The sequence below is a fragment of the Kineococcus gypseus genome, from assembly GCF_050871305.1.
Lineage (GTDB): Bacteria > Actinomycetota > Actinomycetes > Actinomycetales > Kineococcaceae > Kineococcus > Kineococcus gypseus.
The window spans coordinates 128385-145260 of sequence record NZ_JBJLRD010000001.1 but is presented as its reverse complement, the minus strand read 5'-3'; the positions used below and the strand labels follow the sequence as shown (position 1 = coordinate 145260).

The following is a 16876-nucleotide window of genomic DNA, read 5'->3' as shown; positions in this document are numbered from 1 at the left end:
CGGCAGCCCCCCCCCCCCCCCCCCCCCCCCCCCCCCCCCCCCCCCCCCCCCCCCCCCCCCCCCCCCCCCCCCCCCGCCGCCCCCCGCGCCGCCGGGGACAGCTGCACCTGCCCGCGCGAGAGCACGTGGCCGGCCGGCGCCCACGAGGTCGCGGCGGCCAGGGCGGCGGTGACGGTGAACCAGCGCTCGTGCGCGCCCGGGTCCAGGGCGAGGACCTCCTCGGGCAGCTCCAGCAGCGCCGAGGCGCGCGGGGCCAGCGCGGGGGTGGGCAGCGTCCCGCGCGCGACCTCGACGCCGTCGTCCTGCACCGACCAGGACAGCGCCACGTGCGCGAGGTCGACGACGTCGTGGTGGTTCGTCAGCCGCAGCAGGTCCCCGGCGGGCGTCGCCTCGACGCCGAAGCGCACGGGGGTGACGACCGCGGCGAGGTCCAGCAGGCCGGGCGAGGGGGTGCGGTCGGGGAAGAGCAGCCCGTCGGCGACGAAGCTCCCGTCGTGCAGGTCCTCGCCGAAGTCGCCGCCGTAGGCGAAGCGCTCGCGCCCGGCGGCGTCGCGCTGGCGCAGGCCGTGGTCGATCCACTCCCACACGAAACCGCCCGCGCAGCGCTTGGAGGACTCGAAGAGCTCCTGGTACTCCGCCAGGCCGCCGGGGCCGTTGCCCATGGCGTGCGCGTACTCGCACAGCAGGAACGGCATCGCGCGCCGGCGCGCGTCGGCGCCGGCGTCGGCCAGCGCCTCCTCCGCGCGCCGGGCGATGGCGGCGACCTCCTCGTGCGAGGCGTACATGCGCGAGTAGACGTCGACGTACGGGCTGTCCCAGTCGTGCTCGTAGTGCACCGGGCGGGAGGGGTCGCGCCGCTCCAGCCACGCCGACATCGCGCGCAGGTTGCGGCCGGTGCCGGACTCGTTGCCCAGCGACCACAGCACGATCGAGGGGTGGTTCTTGTCGCGCTCGACGGTGCGGCGGACCCGGTCGAGGTAGGCACCCTCCCACGCGGGGTCGTCGGAGGGGTTGCCGCGCCAGCCCAGCTCCACGAACCCGTGGGTCTCCAGGTCGCACTCCAGGACCACCCACAACCCGTGCTCGTCGCACAGGTCCAGGAACCGGGGGTTCGGCGGGTAGTGGCTGGTGCGCACCGCGTTGACCCCGTGGCGCTTCATGAGCAGCACGTCGGCGAGCTCCTCGGCCGCCGAGAGCGCGCGGCCGGTGTCGGGGGAGAACTCGTGCCGGTTGACCCCGCGCAGCTTCACGGGCCGGCCGTCGACGGTGAAGACCCCGTCCACGACCGCCACGCGCCGGAAACCCACGCGCAGGCGGACGCGCTCGCCGGCGGTGACGACCTCGGCGTCGTACAGGCGCGGGACCTCCGCCGACCACGGCTGCACGCCGGGCACGGAGACGTCCTCGCCGGCGGCGGCGTCCACGCCCAGTTCCGGCACGAGCACCCGCGCGGGCACGGGTGCGCCGTCGGCGCCGGTGGCCTCCACCCGCAGCAGCCCGCGGCCGGTCGCGGCGTCGAAGTCGGCGTGCGCGAACACGTCCTCGACCCCGCCGGCCGGGCGCGCCAGCAGCGCGACGCCGCGGAAGATCCCCGAGAGCCACCACATGTCCTGGTCCTCCAGGTAGCTGCCGGAGGACCACTGGTGCACCCGCACCGCCAGCAGGTGCTCGGCGCGCGCCCCGCCGCCGGCGAGCAGGGCGGCGGTGACGTCGAACTCCACGGCCAGGCGGCTGCCGACGGAGCGGCCGACCTCCACGCCGTCCACCCAGGCGGTGAAGGCGGAGTCGACCCCGTCGAAGCGCAGCACCACCCGCGCGCCGGGCCCGTCCAGGAAGCCGGCCGGCAGCGTGAACGCCCGGCGGTGGTCGCCGGTGGGGTTCTCGTCGGGCACGTGCGGCGGCTCGACGGGGAAGGGGTAGGTGACGTTGGTGTAGGCCGGCGCGCCCCAGCCCTGCAGCTGCCAGTGCCCCGGCACGGTGATCGAGGCCCACGCGGCGTCGTCCAGGGCGGGGTCGGCCAGGTCGGCCGGCAGGTCGGCGCGCCCGGCGTACCGGAAGCGCCAGCGACCGTCCAGGGAGAGCTCCGGCGCGTCGCTGCGGGTGCGGGCGCGCGGGGGCAGCGCCCCGCGCACGGGCAGGTGCTCCTCGAACCACCTGGCGGGGACGGCGTCGTCCGGTGCGTGCGTCACGTCCCGACCCTCCCGGAGCCGGGCGGCCGCGTCAACCACGGGCGCACACGCGCGAACACATCCAGCGTCCGAGCGCGTCCGTCGGTGTCGGCTCGTGTGCGCTCGTGTTGACCCCGGAGCGCGCGGCGGGCACCCTGGGGAGGTCGGCACCGAGCGGAGGGAGCGCTGACGTGCTCGCCCGCAGCCGCCAGGAGGTCATCCTGGAGACCGTGCGCCGCGACGGCAGCGCGCGCGTGTCCGACCTCGTCGCGCGCCTGGGCGTCTCCGACATGACGGTGCGCCGCGACATCGCCGAGCTGGCGCGCCGCGGCCTGCTCGAGCGGGTGCACGGCGGCGCCGCCGCCGGCGGGCGCAGCAGCGAGGAGCCCGGCTTCGCGGCCAAGTCCGCGCTGCGCACCGCGCAGAAGCGGGCCATCGGCGCGCTGGCGGCCTCCCTGGTGCGCCCGGGCGCCTCGGTGGCCCTGTCCGCCGGCACCACGACGGTGGAGGTGGCGCGCCACCTCGCCGACGTCGCCGACCTCACGGTCGTGACGAACTCCCCGCCGGTGGCCGCGCTGCTGCACGAGCCCGCGCGCCGCGACCGCACGGTGGTGCTCACCGGCGGCGTGCGCACCCCCTCCGACGCGCTGGTGGGCCCGGTGGCGGTGCGCAGCCTGCAGGGCCTGCACGTGGACCACCTGTTCCTGGGGGTGCACGGCGTGGACGAGCGCGCCGGGCTGACCACCCCCAACCTCGTCGAGGGCGAGACCGACCGCGCCCTCGTGGCCGCCGCCGCCTCCGTGGTGGTGGTGGCCGACGCCACCAAGTGGGGCGTGGTGGGCCTGACGACCATCGCCGCCCTGGAGGAGGTCGACGTCCTCGTCAGCGACGAGGGCCTGGCCCCCGCCGCCCGCCGGGTGCTCGCCGAGCGCACCGGCCGCCTGCTGCTGGCCCCGGACCCCGACCCGGCACCGGCCCCGGACCGCAGCGCCCCGACCCCGCAGCACAGCCCCGAGGAGCACCCGTGAGCACCACCACCCCCGGCGCGGACACCCCCGGCGCGGCCGCGCCGGCCGCCCCGCGCGACGGGCTGCACCGCAGCGGCTCCCACGCCTTCCGCCGCACCACCCGGCGCATGGCCGACGGCCGCGAGCTGATCCACTTCGACGACACCGAGCCGTGGCTGTCCGGCGGGCGCGTGCGCGAGGCCGTCGACCACCGGCCGCTGCCGCCGGCCGACGAGGTGGTGCGCGGCGGCTCGCAGGTGCGCCGCGACCCGCTGACCGGCGACTGGATCGCCATGGCCTCGCACCGCAACGACCGCACCCTCATGCCCCCGCCCGAGATGGACCCGCTGGCGCCCACCGTCCCCGGCGGCTTCCCCACCGAGATCGCCGAGGCCTCCTACGACGTGGTGGTCTTCGAGAACCGCTTCCCGTCGTTCTCCACGCGCGTGGGCGGCGAGCCGGGCCTGGTCGACGGCGAGGAGCTGTGGCCGGTGCGCCCGGGCACCGGGCGCACCGAGGTCGTCTGCTTCACCAGCGAGGCCTCCGGCTCCTTCGGCACGCTCAGCCCGCACCGCGCGCGCACCGTCGTGGAGGCGTGGGTGGACCGCACCGAGGGCCTGGCGCGGGTGCCCGGCGTGGAGCAGGTGTTCTGCTTCGAGAACCGCGGCGCGGAGATCGGCGTGACGCTGCCGCACCCGCACGGGCAGGTCTACGGCTACCCGTACGTGACCCCCCGCACGCGCACGACGCTGGAGCGCGCCGCCGAGCACCGCGCGGCCACCGGCCGCAACCTCTTCCGCGACGTGCTCGACGCCGAGCGCCGCGCCGGCACCCGCGTGGTGCTGCAGACCGAGCACTGGACGGCGTACGTGCCCGCCGCCGCCCGCTGGCCCGTGGAGGTCCACCTGGCCCCGCACCGCGACGTGCCGGACCTGCCCGCCCTCGACGACGCGGAGCGCTCCGACCTCGTCACCGCCTACCTGGACCTGCTGGGCCGGCTGGACCGCTACTTCCCCGACGAGCACCCGCTGCCGTACGTCGCCGGCTGGCACCAGGCGCCGGTGCGCACCGGGCGCGGGGAGTCGCGCCTGCACCTGCAGGTCTTCAGCGTCCTGCGCGGTCCCGGGAAGGTGAAGTACCTGGCCGGCTCGGAGTCCGCGATGGCCGCCTGGATCAACGACACCACCCCCGAGCGGGTCGCCGCGCGGCTGCGGGAGGTGGCCGCGTGAGCACCACCGGCTCCCCCGCCGCCGCGTTCCTCCAGGCGCCGGCGCGCGCCGCGGCCGCCGAGGCCGTCGCCGACGCCTACCTGGCCACCTACGGCGAGACGCCCGAGGGCGTGTGGTCGGCGCCCGGGCGCGTCAACCTCGTCGGCGAGCACGTGGACTACACCGGCGGGCTGTGCCTGCCGCTGGCGCTGCCGCACCGCACCTTCGTCGCGCTCAGCCCCCGCCACGACGACGTGGTGCGGGTGCGCTCGGCGCAGGAGGCCGGCGCCGACTGGGAGGGCTCGCTGGCCGACGTCGGGCCCGGCTCCCCCGCCGGGTGGGCCGCCTACGTCGCCGGGGTGCCGTGGGCGATGGGCTCCGCGCACGGCTTCGACGCCGTCGTCGACGGGCACGTGCCGCTGGGCGCGGGGCTGTCCTCCTCGGCGGCGCTGGAGTGCGCCGTGGCGATCGCGCTGGCCGACCTGGCTGAGCTGCCCACCGACGACGCCGGGCGCGCGGAGCTGGCCGGGGCGTGCGTCCAGGCCGAGAACGTCGTGGCCGGCGCGAACACCGGCGGCATGGACCAGGCCGCCTCGCTGCGCTGCCGCGAGGGCGGGGCGATCCTGCTGGACACCCGCGACGACGCGGTGGTGCACCTGCCGCTGGACCTGGCCGGCGCCGGGCTGGCGCTGCTGGTGGTGGACACCCGCGCGGTGCACTCGCACTCCGGCGGCGAGTACGGCGCGCGCCGCGCCGACGTCGAGCGCGCCGCGCGGGTCCTCGGCGTGCCGGACCTGCGCGCGCTCGACCCGGCCGACCTCGACGAGGCGCTGCAGCGGCTGGCCGGCGAGAGCGGCGGGGAGGTGCTGCAGCGGCGCGTGCGCCACGCCGTCACCGAGATCGAGCGGGTCGCGCGCACCGCGGACCTGCTGCGCGCGGGGCGGGTGCGCGAGGTCGCCCCCCTGCTCGACGCCTCGCACGAGTCCCTGCGCCACGACTACGAGGTCTCCTGCCGCGAGCTGGACCTGGCCGTGGACACCGCCCGCGCCGCCGGGGCGCTGGCCGCGCGCATGACCGGCGGCGGCTTCGGCGGCTCGGCGGTCGCGCTCGTGGAGCGCGCCGCGGTCGGGGAGGTGGCCGCCGCGGTGGGCGCGGCCTTCGCCCGCGAGCGGCTGCGGGCGCCGCGGTTCCTGGCCGCGCAACCCTCGGCGGGGGCCGGCCGGGACGCCTGAGCGCCGGGGCGCCGGGGTGCCTGAGCGTCCGGGCGCTCAGGCGCCGCCCTGGCCGACGTCCATGCGCTGCAGCCGCCAGGACGCCAGGGCGAGCGCCACGAGCGCCACCGCGACCAGCACCACCGCCGAGGTCGCGATCCCGGAGGCGGCCACCGTGCCCAGCGGCACGTCCCCGGGCGTGGCCGGGGTGACCACGCGGCGCGCGTAGGAGCCGATGGACAGCCCCCGCAGCGCCGGGGCCAGCCCGGCCAGGAACGTCTCCCACAGCACCACGTACGCCAGCCCGGCCAGCAGCCCGCGCCGCGCCAGCAGCGAGAGCAGCACGAACAGCCCGCAGTAGGCCGCCGCGCTCAGGGTCGTGGCCAGCAGCAGCCCGGCCAGCACCTCCCCGGCGGGCAGGTCGATCGAGACGCCCACCACCGCGCACGCGGCCACCGCCGGCAGGCACACCACGACGGTGGCCACCCAGGCCGCCGCCGCGCGGGCCAGCACCACGTGCCAGCGCGGGCGCACCACGGCGCGCAGCAGCGGCAGGGTGCCGCCCTCGCGCTCGTCGCCGAAGGCGCCCGTGCCCAGCACCAGCGCCACGATCGGCACCACCAGGCCCACCAGCAGGTCCCCGGCCAGGGTGGTCTGCAGCCCGTAGCGGGCCGGGACGCTGGTGACGGCCAGCACCACCACCGCCACCGCGGCCACCACCAGCGGCAGCGCGGCCAGGCCCGCGGTGCGCCCGCGCAGCAGCAGCCCGCGCAGCGAGAAGCCCAGCAGCGTCGTGGAGAACCCCGCGCGCCCCGCGCGCGCCACCGCGGCCCCCGCCCCGGCCGGCCCGCCCGCGCCCGTCCCGCTCGTGCCCGTCGCGCCGGCCGTCGTTCCCGTACCCGTGCCCGTGCCCGTGCTCACCGCCCCGCCCCCCTCGCCCGGCGCACCAGGTGCGCGAACGTGCTCTCCAGGTCCTCGCCCACCGGTTCCACCCGGCGCAGCGTGGCGCCGACCCGGCGCGCCAGCTGCGGCACCGCCTCGGCCAGCGCGGTGGCGCGCGGGGCCTGCACCATCACCCCGCCGCGCCCGCCCGGGTCGCGCTGCACGGACTCCACCACGCCCTCGGCCAGCAGCAGCCCGGCCAGCTCCAGCACCCGCTCGCCGTCCAGGTGCACGCTGCGCGGGCGGTCCACGAGCAGGTCGCGGATGGCGGCCGGCTCGCCCTCGGCGACCAGGCGGCCGTTGACGACGACGAGGACCCGCTGCGCCATGCGCTCGACCTCGGCGAGCACGTGCGAGGACACCAGCACGGTGCGCCCCTCGGCGCCCAGCGCCACCACCAGCTCCACGTCGGCGCGCCGCTGCGCCGGGTCCAGGCCGTTGAACGGCTCGTCCAGCAGCAGCACCTGCGGGTCGTGCACGAGGGCCTGCGCCAGGCGCACCCGCTGGCGCATGCCCTTGGAGAAGCCGGCCACCCGGCGGTGCGCGGCCGCGCCGAGCCCCACCCGCTCCAGCGCCCGCGCCGCCGCCGCGCCGGGGTCGCGCACGCCGCGCTGGCGGGCCAGGAAGGCGACCTGCGCGTGGGCGCTGGCGTGGCCCCAGGTGCCCTCCCCGTCCGGCACCACGCCCAGGCCCCGGTGCACGCGCGGGTCGGCGTGCGGGTCGCCGCCGAGCACGCGCACCCGCCCCTGGCTGGGGCGCACCGAGCCCGCCAGCAGGGAGAGCACCGTGGACTTGCCCGCGCCGTTGTGCCCGAGCAGGCCGGTGACGCCCGGGCCCAGCGACAGCGACACGTCCGAGAGGGCCACGGTGTCGCCGAACCAGCGGCTGACCCCGTCCAGCTCGACGACCGCGCCCGGCGCGGGGGCCGCGCCCGCGGCGCTCACGCGTCGCCCCCGCGGCCGTAGCGCAGGGCCAGGACGGCCGAGCACACCGCGACCAGCGCCGCCCACACCACCCACGCCAGGGACCCGGCCGCCTGCTCGGTGCCGGTGACCACCGCGGTGGCCAGCAGCACCGGCCCGCCGGCCGGGTCGAACGCCAGCGGCCAGTCGGCCCCGACGACCAGGGCCAGCAGCCGGCTGAGCACCGGGCCGACGAGCACGACCGCCAGGTAGGCGCCGATCGCGAAGATGCGCCGCGACGTCAGCGAGGCCAGCGCCAGGCCCAGCGCGGCGTGCGGCAGCACCACGACCGCCGCGGCCAGCAGCAGGCGCGGCAGGTCGCCGGCCGAGCCGGCCAGCCAGCCGCCGGGGTCGTCGGCGGTGGCGATCGAGCCGACGAAGAGCACGAGCAGCGGCCCCAGCACGATGAGCGCGAGCAGCGCCGCGGCGGCCAGCGCCTGCCCCAGCACGTACTCCGCGCGCGAGAGGGCGGTGGCGAAGTACAGCGAGAGCACCCGGTCGCGCCGGTCGCGGGTGGGCACCGTCGGCACGGCCGTGGCGACGAAGGCCAGCACGACCACGGAGTTCGTCGCCAGCAGCTGCGGGTAGCCGATGAGCTCGGTGGGCTGCACGTCCACCTGCGGGACCAGCAGCGGCACCGCCACGACCGCCAGCGCCGGCAGGTACGCCACCGCCAGCAGCAGGAACGGCCACACCTTCGCGCCGGCGCTGCGGCCCAGCCCCAGCGGCCGGCGCACCGCCGACGCGGTCAGCGCGGCCACCGCGCTGGCGCGCGGGCGCAGCGCACCGGTGAAGCGCACGTAGCGCACGTCGTGCAGGACGGCGCGCGGCTGCGCGCCCCCCGCCGTCCCGGCCACCGGCCCGGCCACCGGCCCGGCCACCCGCTCAGCCACCGCGCACCCCCATCGCGTCGAGCACCACGTCCTCCAGGTCCCGCCCGGCCGCCACCAGCCGCACCAGCGCGCGGCCCTGCTCGGCGGCCAGGTCGCGCACGGCGTCCAGGGCGGCGTCGGTGCCGGCGCTCAGCTCGACCTCCCCGGGCGCCGCCGGCGCCACCCGCACCCCCGCCGGCGCCACGCGCGGGGCCAGCGCCGCGGCGAAGGCGGCGACGTCGCCGCTCACGCGCACCCGCACGGCGCCGCCGGGGTCGTGCCCGACCACCACGGGGCGCTGCGCGGCCAGCGCGCCGGCGCGCAGCACCACGACCTCGTCGCAGGTGCGCTCCACGTCGTCCAGCACGTGCGAGCTGGTCACCACGCGCACGCCCAGGTCGCGCGAGAGGCGGCGCACCAGCACCAGCATCTCCTCGCGCCCGGCCGGGTCCAGGCCGGAGGTCGGCTCGTCCAGCAGCACCAGCTCCGGGCCGTGCACGAGGGCCTGGGCGAGCTTGGCGCGCTGCTGCATGCCCAGGGAGTACGTGGCCACCGGGCGGCGGCGCTCCTCCTCCAGGCCGACGGCGAAGAGCACCTCGCTGGTGCGCCGCACCGCGTCGCGCCGGCCCAGCCCGCGCAGGCGCGCCAGGTGCACGCACACCTCCTGCGCGGACATGTCACCGGGCAGGCACGGGTGCTCGGGCATGTACCCCACCCGGCGGCGCACCTCGGCGCGCCGACGCGCCGCGTCCAGGCCCAGCACCCGCAGCGAGCCGGAGTCCGGGCGCACCAGGCCCAGCGCCGCGCGCATGAACGTGGACTTGCCGGCGCCGTTGGCGCCCAGCAGCCCGGTGGCGGGCGCGGTGAAGGAGACCGTCAGGTCGTCCAGCGCGCGCACCGCGCCGAAGCTCTTGCCCAGCCCGCTGCACTCGATCCCCGCCGGGCCGTCCGCCCCCGCGCCGCTGTCCACGGCGACAGACAACCACCCCGGCACCCCGCGGCGAGTCGTCCCCAGGTCGTACCCCGCGTCAGCGGATCGGCCAGGGGTGCCCGGGCGGGCGGCGCCGGCGGCGCCGCCCGCCGCGTGCGGCTCGGCCCGCGCCGCTCACCCGCCGTCTGCGGCCGGCGGGCGCGGGGGCAGGCCCGGGCGGCCGGCGGCGGCGACCGCGGAGGCCGCCGCCCGCCCCAGGCGCCGGGTGGCGCGCCGGGTCCGGGACACCCCCTCCTCCACCGGCGGCGGCATGACGACCACCGGGCAGGCGCAGGAGAACACCAGCTGCGGGGCGAGCAGCTTCGCCCCGGGCGTGGACAGCTTCGAGGAGCGCGGGGAGTCCAGCACCAGCAGGTCCGCCTCGCGCGACTGCCGCAGCAGCACCGCGCGCGGCGCGCCCTGCACGGCCAGCCGCTCGACGGCCCCCGCGGCGCCCCCCTCGCCCAGCGCGGCGGCGACGAACCCGGCGAGCTGCTCCTCGGCCTCGGCCTGCGGGTCGGCCGCGCCCGTGCTCGGCACGGCCGGGGGTCGGCCGCTCGCGACGGCCGGCGCGCGCGGCGGGCGCCACGCCAGCACCGCGCGCACCCGCCCGCCGCGGTGCTCGGCCTCCTGCTCGGCCCAGCGCAGCGCCGAGGGCGAGCCGGTGCGGCGGCTGACGCCGACGACGAGGACCGGCACGGGGCGGGCGGCGCCCGCCTCCTCCTCGGCGCCCGGCTCGGTGCTCACCGCGACCGCCGGCCGGAGGCGGTGCCCCCGGTGGCGTCCCCGGTGGTGCCCCCGGCGGGGACGCCGGCGGCCGAGAGCGGGGTGGCGATGTCCTCCAGCGACTTGCGCTCGGCGTCGACGCCGATGACGCGGGCGACGACGCCGCCGGTCATCATCATCAGCGCGCCGATGACGTAGCCCCACATCAGGGGGACCGTGTTGAGCACCTCGGCGTCCTCGCCGCCAGCCGCGTCGATGAGCCGGCCGAACAGCCACGGCGCGACGACCCCGCCGGCGCCCTGGGAGATGGCGAAGAAGTACGAGATGGCCTGCCCGCGCAGTTCCAGCGGGAAGATCTCGCTGACGGTCAGGTACGCCGACGACGCGCCCGCGGAGGCGAAGAAGAAGATGACGCACCACAGGACCGTCTGGGAGACCGCACCGAGCACCTGGGCGTTGAACAGGAACGCGGTGATGAACAGCAGCAGGCCCGAACCGCCGTAGGTGGCGAAGATCATCTTGCGGCGGCCGATCGTGTCGAACAGCGGGCCGAGCACCAGCGGGCCGAGCAGGTTGCCGAACGCGAACGGGATGAAGTACCACGGCACGCTGCCCTGGTCGATCCCGTAGAACGTCGTCAGCACCAGCGCGTACGTGAAGAAGATGGCGTTGTACAGGAACGACTGCGTCACCATCATGGTGAAACCCAGCAGGGAGCGCTTGGGGTAGGTGCCGAAGAACGTCCTCGTCAGCTGCCGGAAACCCAGCGGCGGCAGCTCCTCGATCTCCAGCGCCTTGGACTCCGGCACCGGCTCGAGGTGCGCGCCGGAGTGGCGCACCCGTTCCTCGATGTCCTCGATGGTGCGCTCGGCCTCCTCGGCGCGGCCGTGGGTGACCAGCCACCGCGGGCTCTCGGGGATGTGCCGGCGCAGGAAGATGACGACGAGGCCGAGCAGCGGGCCGATGAAGAAACCGATCCGCCAGCCCCACTGCACCGGGACGGACTCGGAGTACAGGTACAGCCCGGCGATGTTGCCGATGAGCGCGCCCGCCCAGTAGGTGCCGTTGACGGCGATGTCGACGCGGCCGCGGTAGTGCGAGGGGATGAGCTCGTCGATGGCGGAGTTGATGGCGGTGTACTCGCCGCCGATGCCGGTGCCGGCGATGAACCGGAACACCGCCAGGGACCAGAAGTCCCACGCGAAACCGCCCAGGCCGCTGCCGACGAGGTAGATGAGCAGCGTGAGGATGAACAGCTTGCGCCGGCCCAGCCTGTCGGTCAGGCGCCCGAACACCAGCGCACCGACGACCTGCCCGGCCAGGTAGGCCGACCCCAGGGCGCCGACCTCACCGGTGCTCAGGCTCAGCCCGCCCTCCTCGTGGGTCAGGGCCGCGCCGTTGAGGGCGACGATCTGGATCTCCAGGCCGTCGAGGATCCAGGACACGCCCAGGCCGACGACCACGAGCCAGTGGAACTGCGTCCACGGCAGGCGGTCGATGCGCGCGGGGACGGTGCTGCGGACGGTGACCGGCGCCCGGCCACCGGTGGGGGCGGTCACGACCGGGCTCCCGGGTGCGGCCGGGCCGGCACCGCGGGGCGGGTGCGCGGGGTGCGGGCGTCTCGCGAGGGTTTGTGCATCGCTGTCGCTCCAGATCGACGAGGGTTCGCTGAGCGGTGCTCCCGCGCCCGCGCGCAGCGGTGCGCCGGGGCCGCGGCTGGTTCACCACCGCGCCAGCCGGTCCGGTCTACCACCGCGCGCCGCGCGGCGCGCGGCGAGAGTTCGCCGGGGGAACCTGTTCGTGGCGGCCCACCCCGGCACGTCCCCCCGCCGGGGGGCGGGCGTGCCGCGCGCGAGCGCGCGTGGCAGCGTTCCGGGCGTGCCGCCCTGCCCGCCGCCGCCGCCACCACCGCCGCCACCGCCACCGGCGGGGACCGGGCCGCGCCTGCCCGCGCGCCGGCCGGCGCACCTGCGGCGCAGCGGGTTCTTCGACCCGGCGCGCCCGGAGGTGCCGTGGACCGGGGAGGTGGAGCTGCGCCGCTACCTCGCGGCGGGCGGGCACGAGCGGTTCCGCGTGCCCGAGCCGATCGGCTACTGGGACGCGCGGGTCGGCCCCGTCGTGGTGCCCGCGGACCCGGCGGGCTTCTCCACGGACCTGACCTCGGTGCCGGTGTTCCTGAACTGGCTGGTGCCGACCACCGGCCGGCACCTGCCCGCCGCTCTCGTGCACGACGGCCTGGTCGCCGGCTCCGACGGGCCGGCCTCCTACCTGGCCGCCGCCCCGGTGGACCGCGTCGAGGCGGACGCGCTGTTCCGCCGCGCCCTGCGCGACCTGGGGGTGACGCGGCTGCGGCGCGGCGTGATGTGGGCGGGGGTGTCGCTGTGGACGGCCCTGGTGGGGCCGCTGCGCCGGACCTGGCGGGCCTGGCTGGCGGCGGCCGTCACCGCCGCGGTGGTCCTGGTGCTGGGCACGCTGGCCACCGTGGACCTCTTCGACGTGGCCGACGTGCTGCCGTGGATGGGCGCGCGGCCGTGGTGGGCCGAGCTGGGCACCGGCGCCCTGGCGGCGCTGGTGGTGCCGCTGCTGCCGGCGCCGCTGTGGGGGCGGCGCTGTGGGGGCGGCGCTGGCGCGCGGCCGCGGTGGCCGGGGTGACGGCGGCGTTCCTGCTGCACGTGACCGTGGGCGTGGTGCTGGTCTCCACCGGCTTCGCCGCCGCCGACGCCCTCACCAGCGGCCGGCCCGCCCGCGCGCTGCGCTGGGCCGCGGTGGCGGCGGCCGTCCTGGGGGTCGTGGCGGCGACGGTGGCGCTGGCGCGCTGAGGCGCCCGCCACCCCGCCCAGCCCGCTCCTCGCTGGCCCGCGGCGCCGGGCCGGTGTCCACTGGGAGCGGCCCACGTCCCGCCCGCCGATCCGGAGGTGCCGTGCCCGTCCCCCACCGCGCCGCCGGGACCGCGCGCGCCGCCGCGCAGGCCGCCCTGGGGCTGGTCCTGGTGGCCGCCGGCACGGGCCACCTGACGACGCTGCGGCGCGAGTTCCGGGCGCAGGTGCCGCCGTGGCTGCCGCTGGAGGCGGACCTCGTCGTCGTCGCCTCCGGCGTCGTGGAGCTGGTCCTGGGCGCGGCGCTGCTGGCCCTCTGGAGGCGGCCCGCCCGCGCCCTCACCGGGGCCGTGGTGGCGGCGTTCTTCGTGGCGGTGTTCCCCGGCAACGTCTCGCAGCTGCTGACCCGCACGGACGCGTTCGGGCTGGACACCGACGCCGCCCGCGCCGTGCGGCTGCTGTTCCAGCCGCTGCTGGTGGTGTGGGCGCTGTGGGCCACCGACGCCCGGCGGGCGTGGCGCGAGCGCTGCGCCGCCCGCCGGGCGGGCGCGCCTCACACGTCGTAGGTGACGACCACGGGCGCGTGGTCGCTGAAGCGCTCCGCGTAGGAGGGCGCGCGGTCCACCGCGGCGCTGCGCGCCCGCGCGGCCAGCTCGGCGGTGGCCACCTGCAGGTCGATCCTCCAGCCGGTGTCGCGGTCGAAGGCCTGCCCGCGCCAGCTCCACCAGGAGTAGGGCCCCTCCACGCCCGGGTGCAGCGAGCGCACGACGTCGACCCAGCCGCCCTGGAACCAGCGGTCGTAGTAGGCGCGCTCCTCGGGCAGGAAGCCGGCCTTCTTCAGGTTGCCACTCCAGTTCCTGATGTCCTCCTCCCGGTGGGCGACGTTGTAGTCGCCGCACACGAGGGCGTGCCCGCCGGCGGCGCGCAGCTGCTCCAGCCGGGCGGTCACCGCGTCGAGGAAGGCGGTCTTGTCGTCCTGCTTGGGGGTGCCCGCCTCGCCGGTGTGCACGTACACCGACACGACGGTCACCGTGCCGGCCGGCGTCTCGACGTCCAGCTCCACCCAGCGGCCGGCGCCGTCGAAGCGCGGGTGCAGGTCGGCGCGCTGCTCCCCCACCGGCAGGCGCGTGGCCACCGCCACGCCGGCGCGGCCCTTGGTGCCGGCGTCGGTGGGCTCGCGGTGCGCGACGTGCCAGCCGTCGCCCAGGGCCTCCTCCAGCAGCGCGACGAGCACCTCGTCGGGGGCGCGCACCTCCTGCAGGCACAGCACGTCCGGGTCGCGCTCGGCGAGCCAGGCGGCCATGCCGCGGCGCACGGCGGCGCGGACGCCGTTGACGTTGACGGTGGCGACGGTCAGCACGGGCCCATCCTGCCGGTGCCCACCGACGCGACGGGGCCGCCCCCGGCACCTGCCGGGGGCGGCCCCGTCGCGGCCGCGGGCGGCTCAGCGCCCGGGACCGGTCAACGCCCGGTGCAGCTCACCACTTGTAGTCCAGGAACTTGCCGTCGAAGGTCACTACGACGCGGTCGCCGTCGGGGTCGGGGCGGCGGGCGATGTCCAGCTTGAAGTTGATGGCGCTCATGATCCCGTCGCCGAACTCCTCGTGGATGAGCTCCTTCAGCGCCGGGCCGTACACCGACAGCGCCTCGTGGAAGCGGTAGATCGTCGGGTCGGAGACCAGCGCGGGGTCCGAGCCGCGGTACGGCTGGTCCTGCAGGGCCGTCACGACGTCCTCGTCCAGGTCCAGCAGCTTGCCCGCCAGCCGGGCCTGCTCGGCGGTCATCGGGTGCTGGCCGAGCAGCGCGGCGGTGGTCCACACCACCGGTGCGCCGAGCTCCTCGGCGATCCGCGCCCAGCTCAGCCCGGCGCGCACGCGCGCGGCGCGCACCGCCGCACCGGCCTCGGCCTTCGTCGTCACAGGGGTCACGCGGTCCTCCGTCGGGGGTGTCGGGGGTGTCGGGGGTTCCTCGGGCGTCGCAGGTGCCCGGGCGTCACCGCGCGGCGGCGGGGACCTCGTCGCGCACGCCGGCCTGGGCCGGCACGGCGCGCGGGCGCCCGGTGCGGGCGTGGGTGCTGTACAGGGCCAGGCCCACGAACGTCAGGCCGCCGACGAGGTTGCCCACGACGGTGGGGATCTCGTTCCACACCAGGTAGTCGCCCAGCGAGAACTCCCCGCCCAGCAGCAGCCCCGAGGGGAAGAGGAACATGTTGACGACCGAGTGCTCGAAGCCCATGTAGAAGAACACGATGATGGGCATCCACATCGCGATGACCTTGCCGGAGACGTTGGTGGAGAGCATCGCGCCGACCACGCCGGTGGAGACCATCCAGTTGCACAGCACGCCGCGCACGAACAGCGTGAGCATCCCGGCGGCGCCGTGCTCGGCGTACCCGAGGGTGCGCGCCTCGCCGATCTCGCCGAGGCGCTGGCCGACCTCGTTGGGCTCCACCGAGAACCCGAAGGTGACCACGATCGACATCATCACCGCGACCGTCAGCGCACCGGCGAGGTTGCCGGTGAACACCAGGCCCCAGTTGCGCAGCATCGACGCCCACGTCACGCCGGGGCGGCGGTCGATGAGGGCCAGGGGCACGAGGGTGAACACGCCCGTGAGCAGGTCGAACCCGAGCAGGTACAGGATGGAGAACCCGACGGGGAAGAGCAGCGCCCCGACGAGGGCGTTGCCCGTCTGGACGGTGACGGTCACGGCGAAGGCCGCGGCCAGCGCGAGGATCGCGCCGGCCATGTACGAGCGCACGAGGGTGTCGCGGGTCGCCATCAGGACCTTGGACTGACCCGCGTCGATCATCTTCGTGACGAAGTCGGAGGGGCTCACGTAGGACACGGCACTCGTTCCCGGGGGGTCGGCGGGCCGCGCGGCGCGGCCCGCGGGGGCGGGGGCTCGGCACGAGCGTGCCCGCCGCGTGTTTCGCCGTGGTCAGGCCCTCGTGTCGGGCGGATCACATCGCGCTCACGCCGCGGCGCGCGGGCGGTGAGGGGCGCGGGCAGCGCCGGGCGGTGCGGGCGGCGCTCAGTCCGCGGGTGCGACCGGCACCATCGCCGAGCGGGTCCTGTCCCACACCCGCGGGTGGTGCGCGGCGTAGCGGGTGGCCAGCAGCTCGCGGACCTGCTCGAACGTGAGCCCGGGGTCGGCGACGCGGTGCTCGCCGGACTCCTCGAAGCGGTCCTCGTCGAAGCAGTAGGCGACCTGGTCCAGGGCGTTCATCTGCCGGACCGTCAGCAGCTCGTCGACCAGGACGTCGGCGGGGGCGGCCGCGTCGGGGTGCAGCGCGCGGGCGGCGGCCAGGAACTCCTCGCCGCGCGCCTCGTCGGTGAAGGTGTAGCGGTGCGGGCCGTCGTCCTCCCCGCCGACGAGCCCGAAGCCCTGCCCGTGGCGCAGCAGCTCGCACGACCACGACATGCGCCCGTCCACCTCGTCCTCGCGGTAGCCGCTGACGCCGTAGCGCGGGTGGGGGTGGCTGGCCGGCAGCGGCACGACGGGCTCCTCGGGACGGGCGGCGGGTCAGGCGGTGGCGGGTCGGGCGGTGCCGGGCAGGACGACCTCGATGCCCGCCGGGTGGCGCAGCAGCTCGGTGCGCGCCCGCGACAGGCGCGTGGTCAGGCGGAAGAACCGCCCGGCCACCGGGTAGCGGCCCAGCACCGCGCGCAGCACCGCCTGCGCCTCCTGCTCGTCCAGCAGGCGGGCGCGCGCCTCGACCTCCGGGCCGGTGGGCCGCCCGCGCAGCGTGCACGCGCGCACCCGCACCTGCGGGGTGTGCCGCAGCCGCCTGACCTTCCAGCTGCCCGGCTCGGTGTAGACGAGCAGGCGCTCGCCGTCGAGGGTGAACCACACGGGCGTCGGCTTCGGGCGGCCGTCGCGCGTGAACGTCGTCAGCAGGACGCACTTGGACTGCCCGAGCCCCTCGGGCCACGTGGCGCTCACGCGGGCAGGGTAGGCCCGCGGCGCCGCCGTGCCCAGGGACCGCTGCCCC

Annotated in this window: 18 protein-coding genes; 6 read left to right on the top strand and 12 right to left on the bottom strand. The window is 77.4% G+C overall.

Annotated features, from left to right (window positions below):
- The coding region (locus tag ACRYMN_RS00670; protein WP_432490907.1) for a glycoside hydrolase family 2 TIM barrel-domain containing protein at positions 1 to 2189 on the bottom strand (2189 nt) is incomplete at its 3' end.
- 170 nt (positions 2190 to 2359) lie between these two features.
- Here ACRYMN_RS00670 and ACRYMN_RS00665 point away from each other — a divergent pair.
- The 3 genes from ACRYMN_RS00665 (at position 2360) to galK (ending at position 5615) form a co-directional block, all read left to right on the top strand.
- Positions 2360 to 3196: a DeoR/GlpR family DNA-binding transcription regulator gene (locus ACRYMN_RS00665; protein WP_432490906.1), complete on the top strand. Its 837-nt coding sequence runs from the start codon at positions 2360 to 2362 to the stop codon at positions 3194 to 3196.
- Positions 3197 to 3303: 107 nt separating this feature from the next.
- Entirely contained in the window at positions 3304 to 4404 is a 1101-nt protein-coding gene (galT, locus tag ACRYMN_RS00660) for a galactose-1-phosphate uridylyltransferase (protein WP_432490918.1), read from the top strand.
- On the top strand, positions 4401 to 5615 hold the full coding sequence (gene galK, locus ACRYMN_RS00655) for a galactokinase (protein ID WP_432490905.1): 1215 nt from the start codon (positions 4401 to 4403) through the stop codon (positions 5613 to 5615). Before galT ends, galK begins: the two co-directional genes overlap by 4 nt.
- 36 nt (positions 5616 to 5651) lie before the next feature.
- Here galK and ACRYMN_RS00650 read toward each other — a convergent pair whose 3' ends face one another.
- The 6 genes from ACRYMN_RS00650 to ACRYMN_RS00625 all read right to left on the bottom strand — a co-directional run bounded on the left by ACRYMN_RS00650 (position 5652) and on the right by ACRYMN_RS00625 (position 11625).
- Complete coding sequence (locus tag ACRYMN_RS00650) at positions 5652 to 6515, bottom strand: ABC transporter permease subunit (RefSeq protein WP_432490904.1); 864 nt, start codon at positions 6513 to 6515, stop codon at positions 5652 to 5654.
- Positions 6512 to 7480 carry an ABC transporter ATP-binding protein gene (locus tag ACRYMN_RS00645; protein ID WP_432490903.1) on the bottom strand — a complete coding sequence of 323 codons (969 nt, stop codon included), beginning with the start codon at positions 7478 to 7480 and terminating at the stop codon, positions 6512 to 6514. The genes ACRYMN_RS00650 and ACRYMN_RS00645 overlap by 4 nt, the downstream gene beginning before the upstream one ends.
- Complete coding sequence (locus tag ACRYMN_RS00640) at positions 7477 to 8391, bottom strand: hypothetical protein (RefSeq protein ID WP_432490902.1); 915 nt, start codon at positions 8389 to 8391, stop codon at positions 7477 to 7479. The genes ACRYMN_RS00645 and ACRYMN_RS00640 overlap by 4 nt, the downstream gene beginning before the upstream one ends.
- On the bottom strand, positions 8384 to 9340 hold the full coding sequence (locus ACRYMN_RS00635; protein ID WP_432490901.1) for an ABC transporter ATP-binding protein: 957 nt from the start codon (positions 9338 to 9340) through the stop codon (positions 8384 to 8386). Before ACRYMN_RS00635 ends, ACRYMN_RS00640 begins: the two co-directional genes overlap by 8 nt.
- A gap of 135 nt (positions 9341 to 9475) precedes the next feature.
- Positions 9476 to 10087, bottom strand: coding sequence for a universal stress protein (locus tag ACRYMN_RS00630; protein ID WP_432490900.1), 612 nt, complete (start codon positions 10085 to 10087; stop codon positions 9476 to 9478).
- Positions 10084 to 11625 carry an MFS transporter gene (locus tag ACRYMN_RS00625; protein WP_432490899.1) on the bottom strand — a complete coding sequence of 514 codons (1542 nt, stop codon included), beginning with the start codon at positions 11623 to 11625 and terminating at the stop codon, positions 10084 to 10086. Before ACRYMN_RS00625 ends, ACRYMN_RS00630 begins: the two co-directional genes overlap by 4 nt.
- A gap of 319 nt (positions 11626 to 11944) precedes the next feature.
- On the opposite strand from ACRYMN_RS00625, the gene ACRYMN_RS00620 reads away from it, so the two are divergent.
- The 3 genes from ACRYMN_RS00620 (at position 11945) to ACRYMN_RS00610 (ending at position 13448) form a co-directional block, all read left to right on the top strand.
- A complete protein-coding gene (locus ACRYMN_RS00620; RefSeq protein WP_432490898.1) occupies positions 11945 to 12718 on the top strand; it encodes a DUF1353 domain-containing protein in 774 nt (257 codons plus the stop codon).
- Positions 12715 to 12885: a hypothetical protein gene (locus ACRYMN_RS00615; RefSeq protein WP_432490897.1), complete on the top strand. Its 171-nt coding sequence runs from the start codon at positions 12715 to 12717 to the stop codon at positions 12883 to 12885. The genes ACRYMN_RS00620 and ACRYMN_RS00615 overlap by 4 nt, the downstream gene beginning before the upstream one ends.
- A 101-nt stretch (positions 12886 to 12986) precedes the next feature.
- Complete coding sequence (locus ACRYMN_RS00610) at positions 12987 to 13448, top strand: DoxX family protein (protein WP_432490896.1); 462 nt, start codon at positions 12987 to 12989, stop codon at positions 13446 to 13448.
- On the opposite strand, the gene ACRYMN_RS00605 is transcribed toward ACRYMN_RS00610, so the two are convergent.
- From ACRYMN_RS00605 to ACRYMN_RS00585, 5 genes are all read right to left on the bottom strand, one after another.
- A complete protein-coding gene (locus ACRYMN_RS00605) occupies positions 13436 to 14242 on the bottom strand; it encodes an exodeoxyribonuclease III (protein WP_432490895.1) in 807 nt (268 codons plus the stop codon). The two genes, ACRYMN_RS00610 and ACRYMN_RS00605, sit on opposite strands and share 13 nt — an antisense overlap.
- A 118-nt stretch (positions 14243 to 14360) precedes the next feature.
- Entirely contained in the window at positions 14361 to 14810 is a 450-nt protein-coding gene (gene cynS, locus ACRYMN_RS00600) for a cyanase (RefSeq protein ID WP_432490894.1), read from the bottom strand.
- Between the two features lie 64 nt (positions 14811 to 14874).
- On the bottom strand, positions 14875 to 15729 hold the full coding sequence (locus tag ACRYMN_RS00595) for a formate/nitrite transporter family protein (protein ID WP_432490893.1): 855 nt from the start codon (positions 15727 to 15729) through the stop codon (positions 14875 to 14877).
- Positions 15730 to 15915: 186 nt separating this feature from the next.
- Positions 15916 to 16380, bottom strand: coding sequence for a hypothetical protein (locus ACRYMN_RS00590; protein WP_432490892.1), 465 nt, complete (start codon positions 16378 to 16380; stop codon positions 15916 to 15918).
- Between the two features lie 27 nt (positions 16381 to 16407).
- On the bottom strand, positions 16408 to 16827 hold the full coding sequence (locus ACRYMN_RS00585) for a PPOX class F420-dependent oxidoreductase (protein ID WP_432490891.1): 420 nt from the start codon (positions 16825 to 16827) through the stop codon (positions 16408 to 16410).
- Positions 16828 to 16876: the final 49 nt, after the last annotated feature.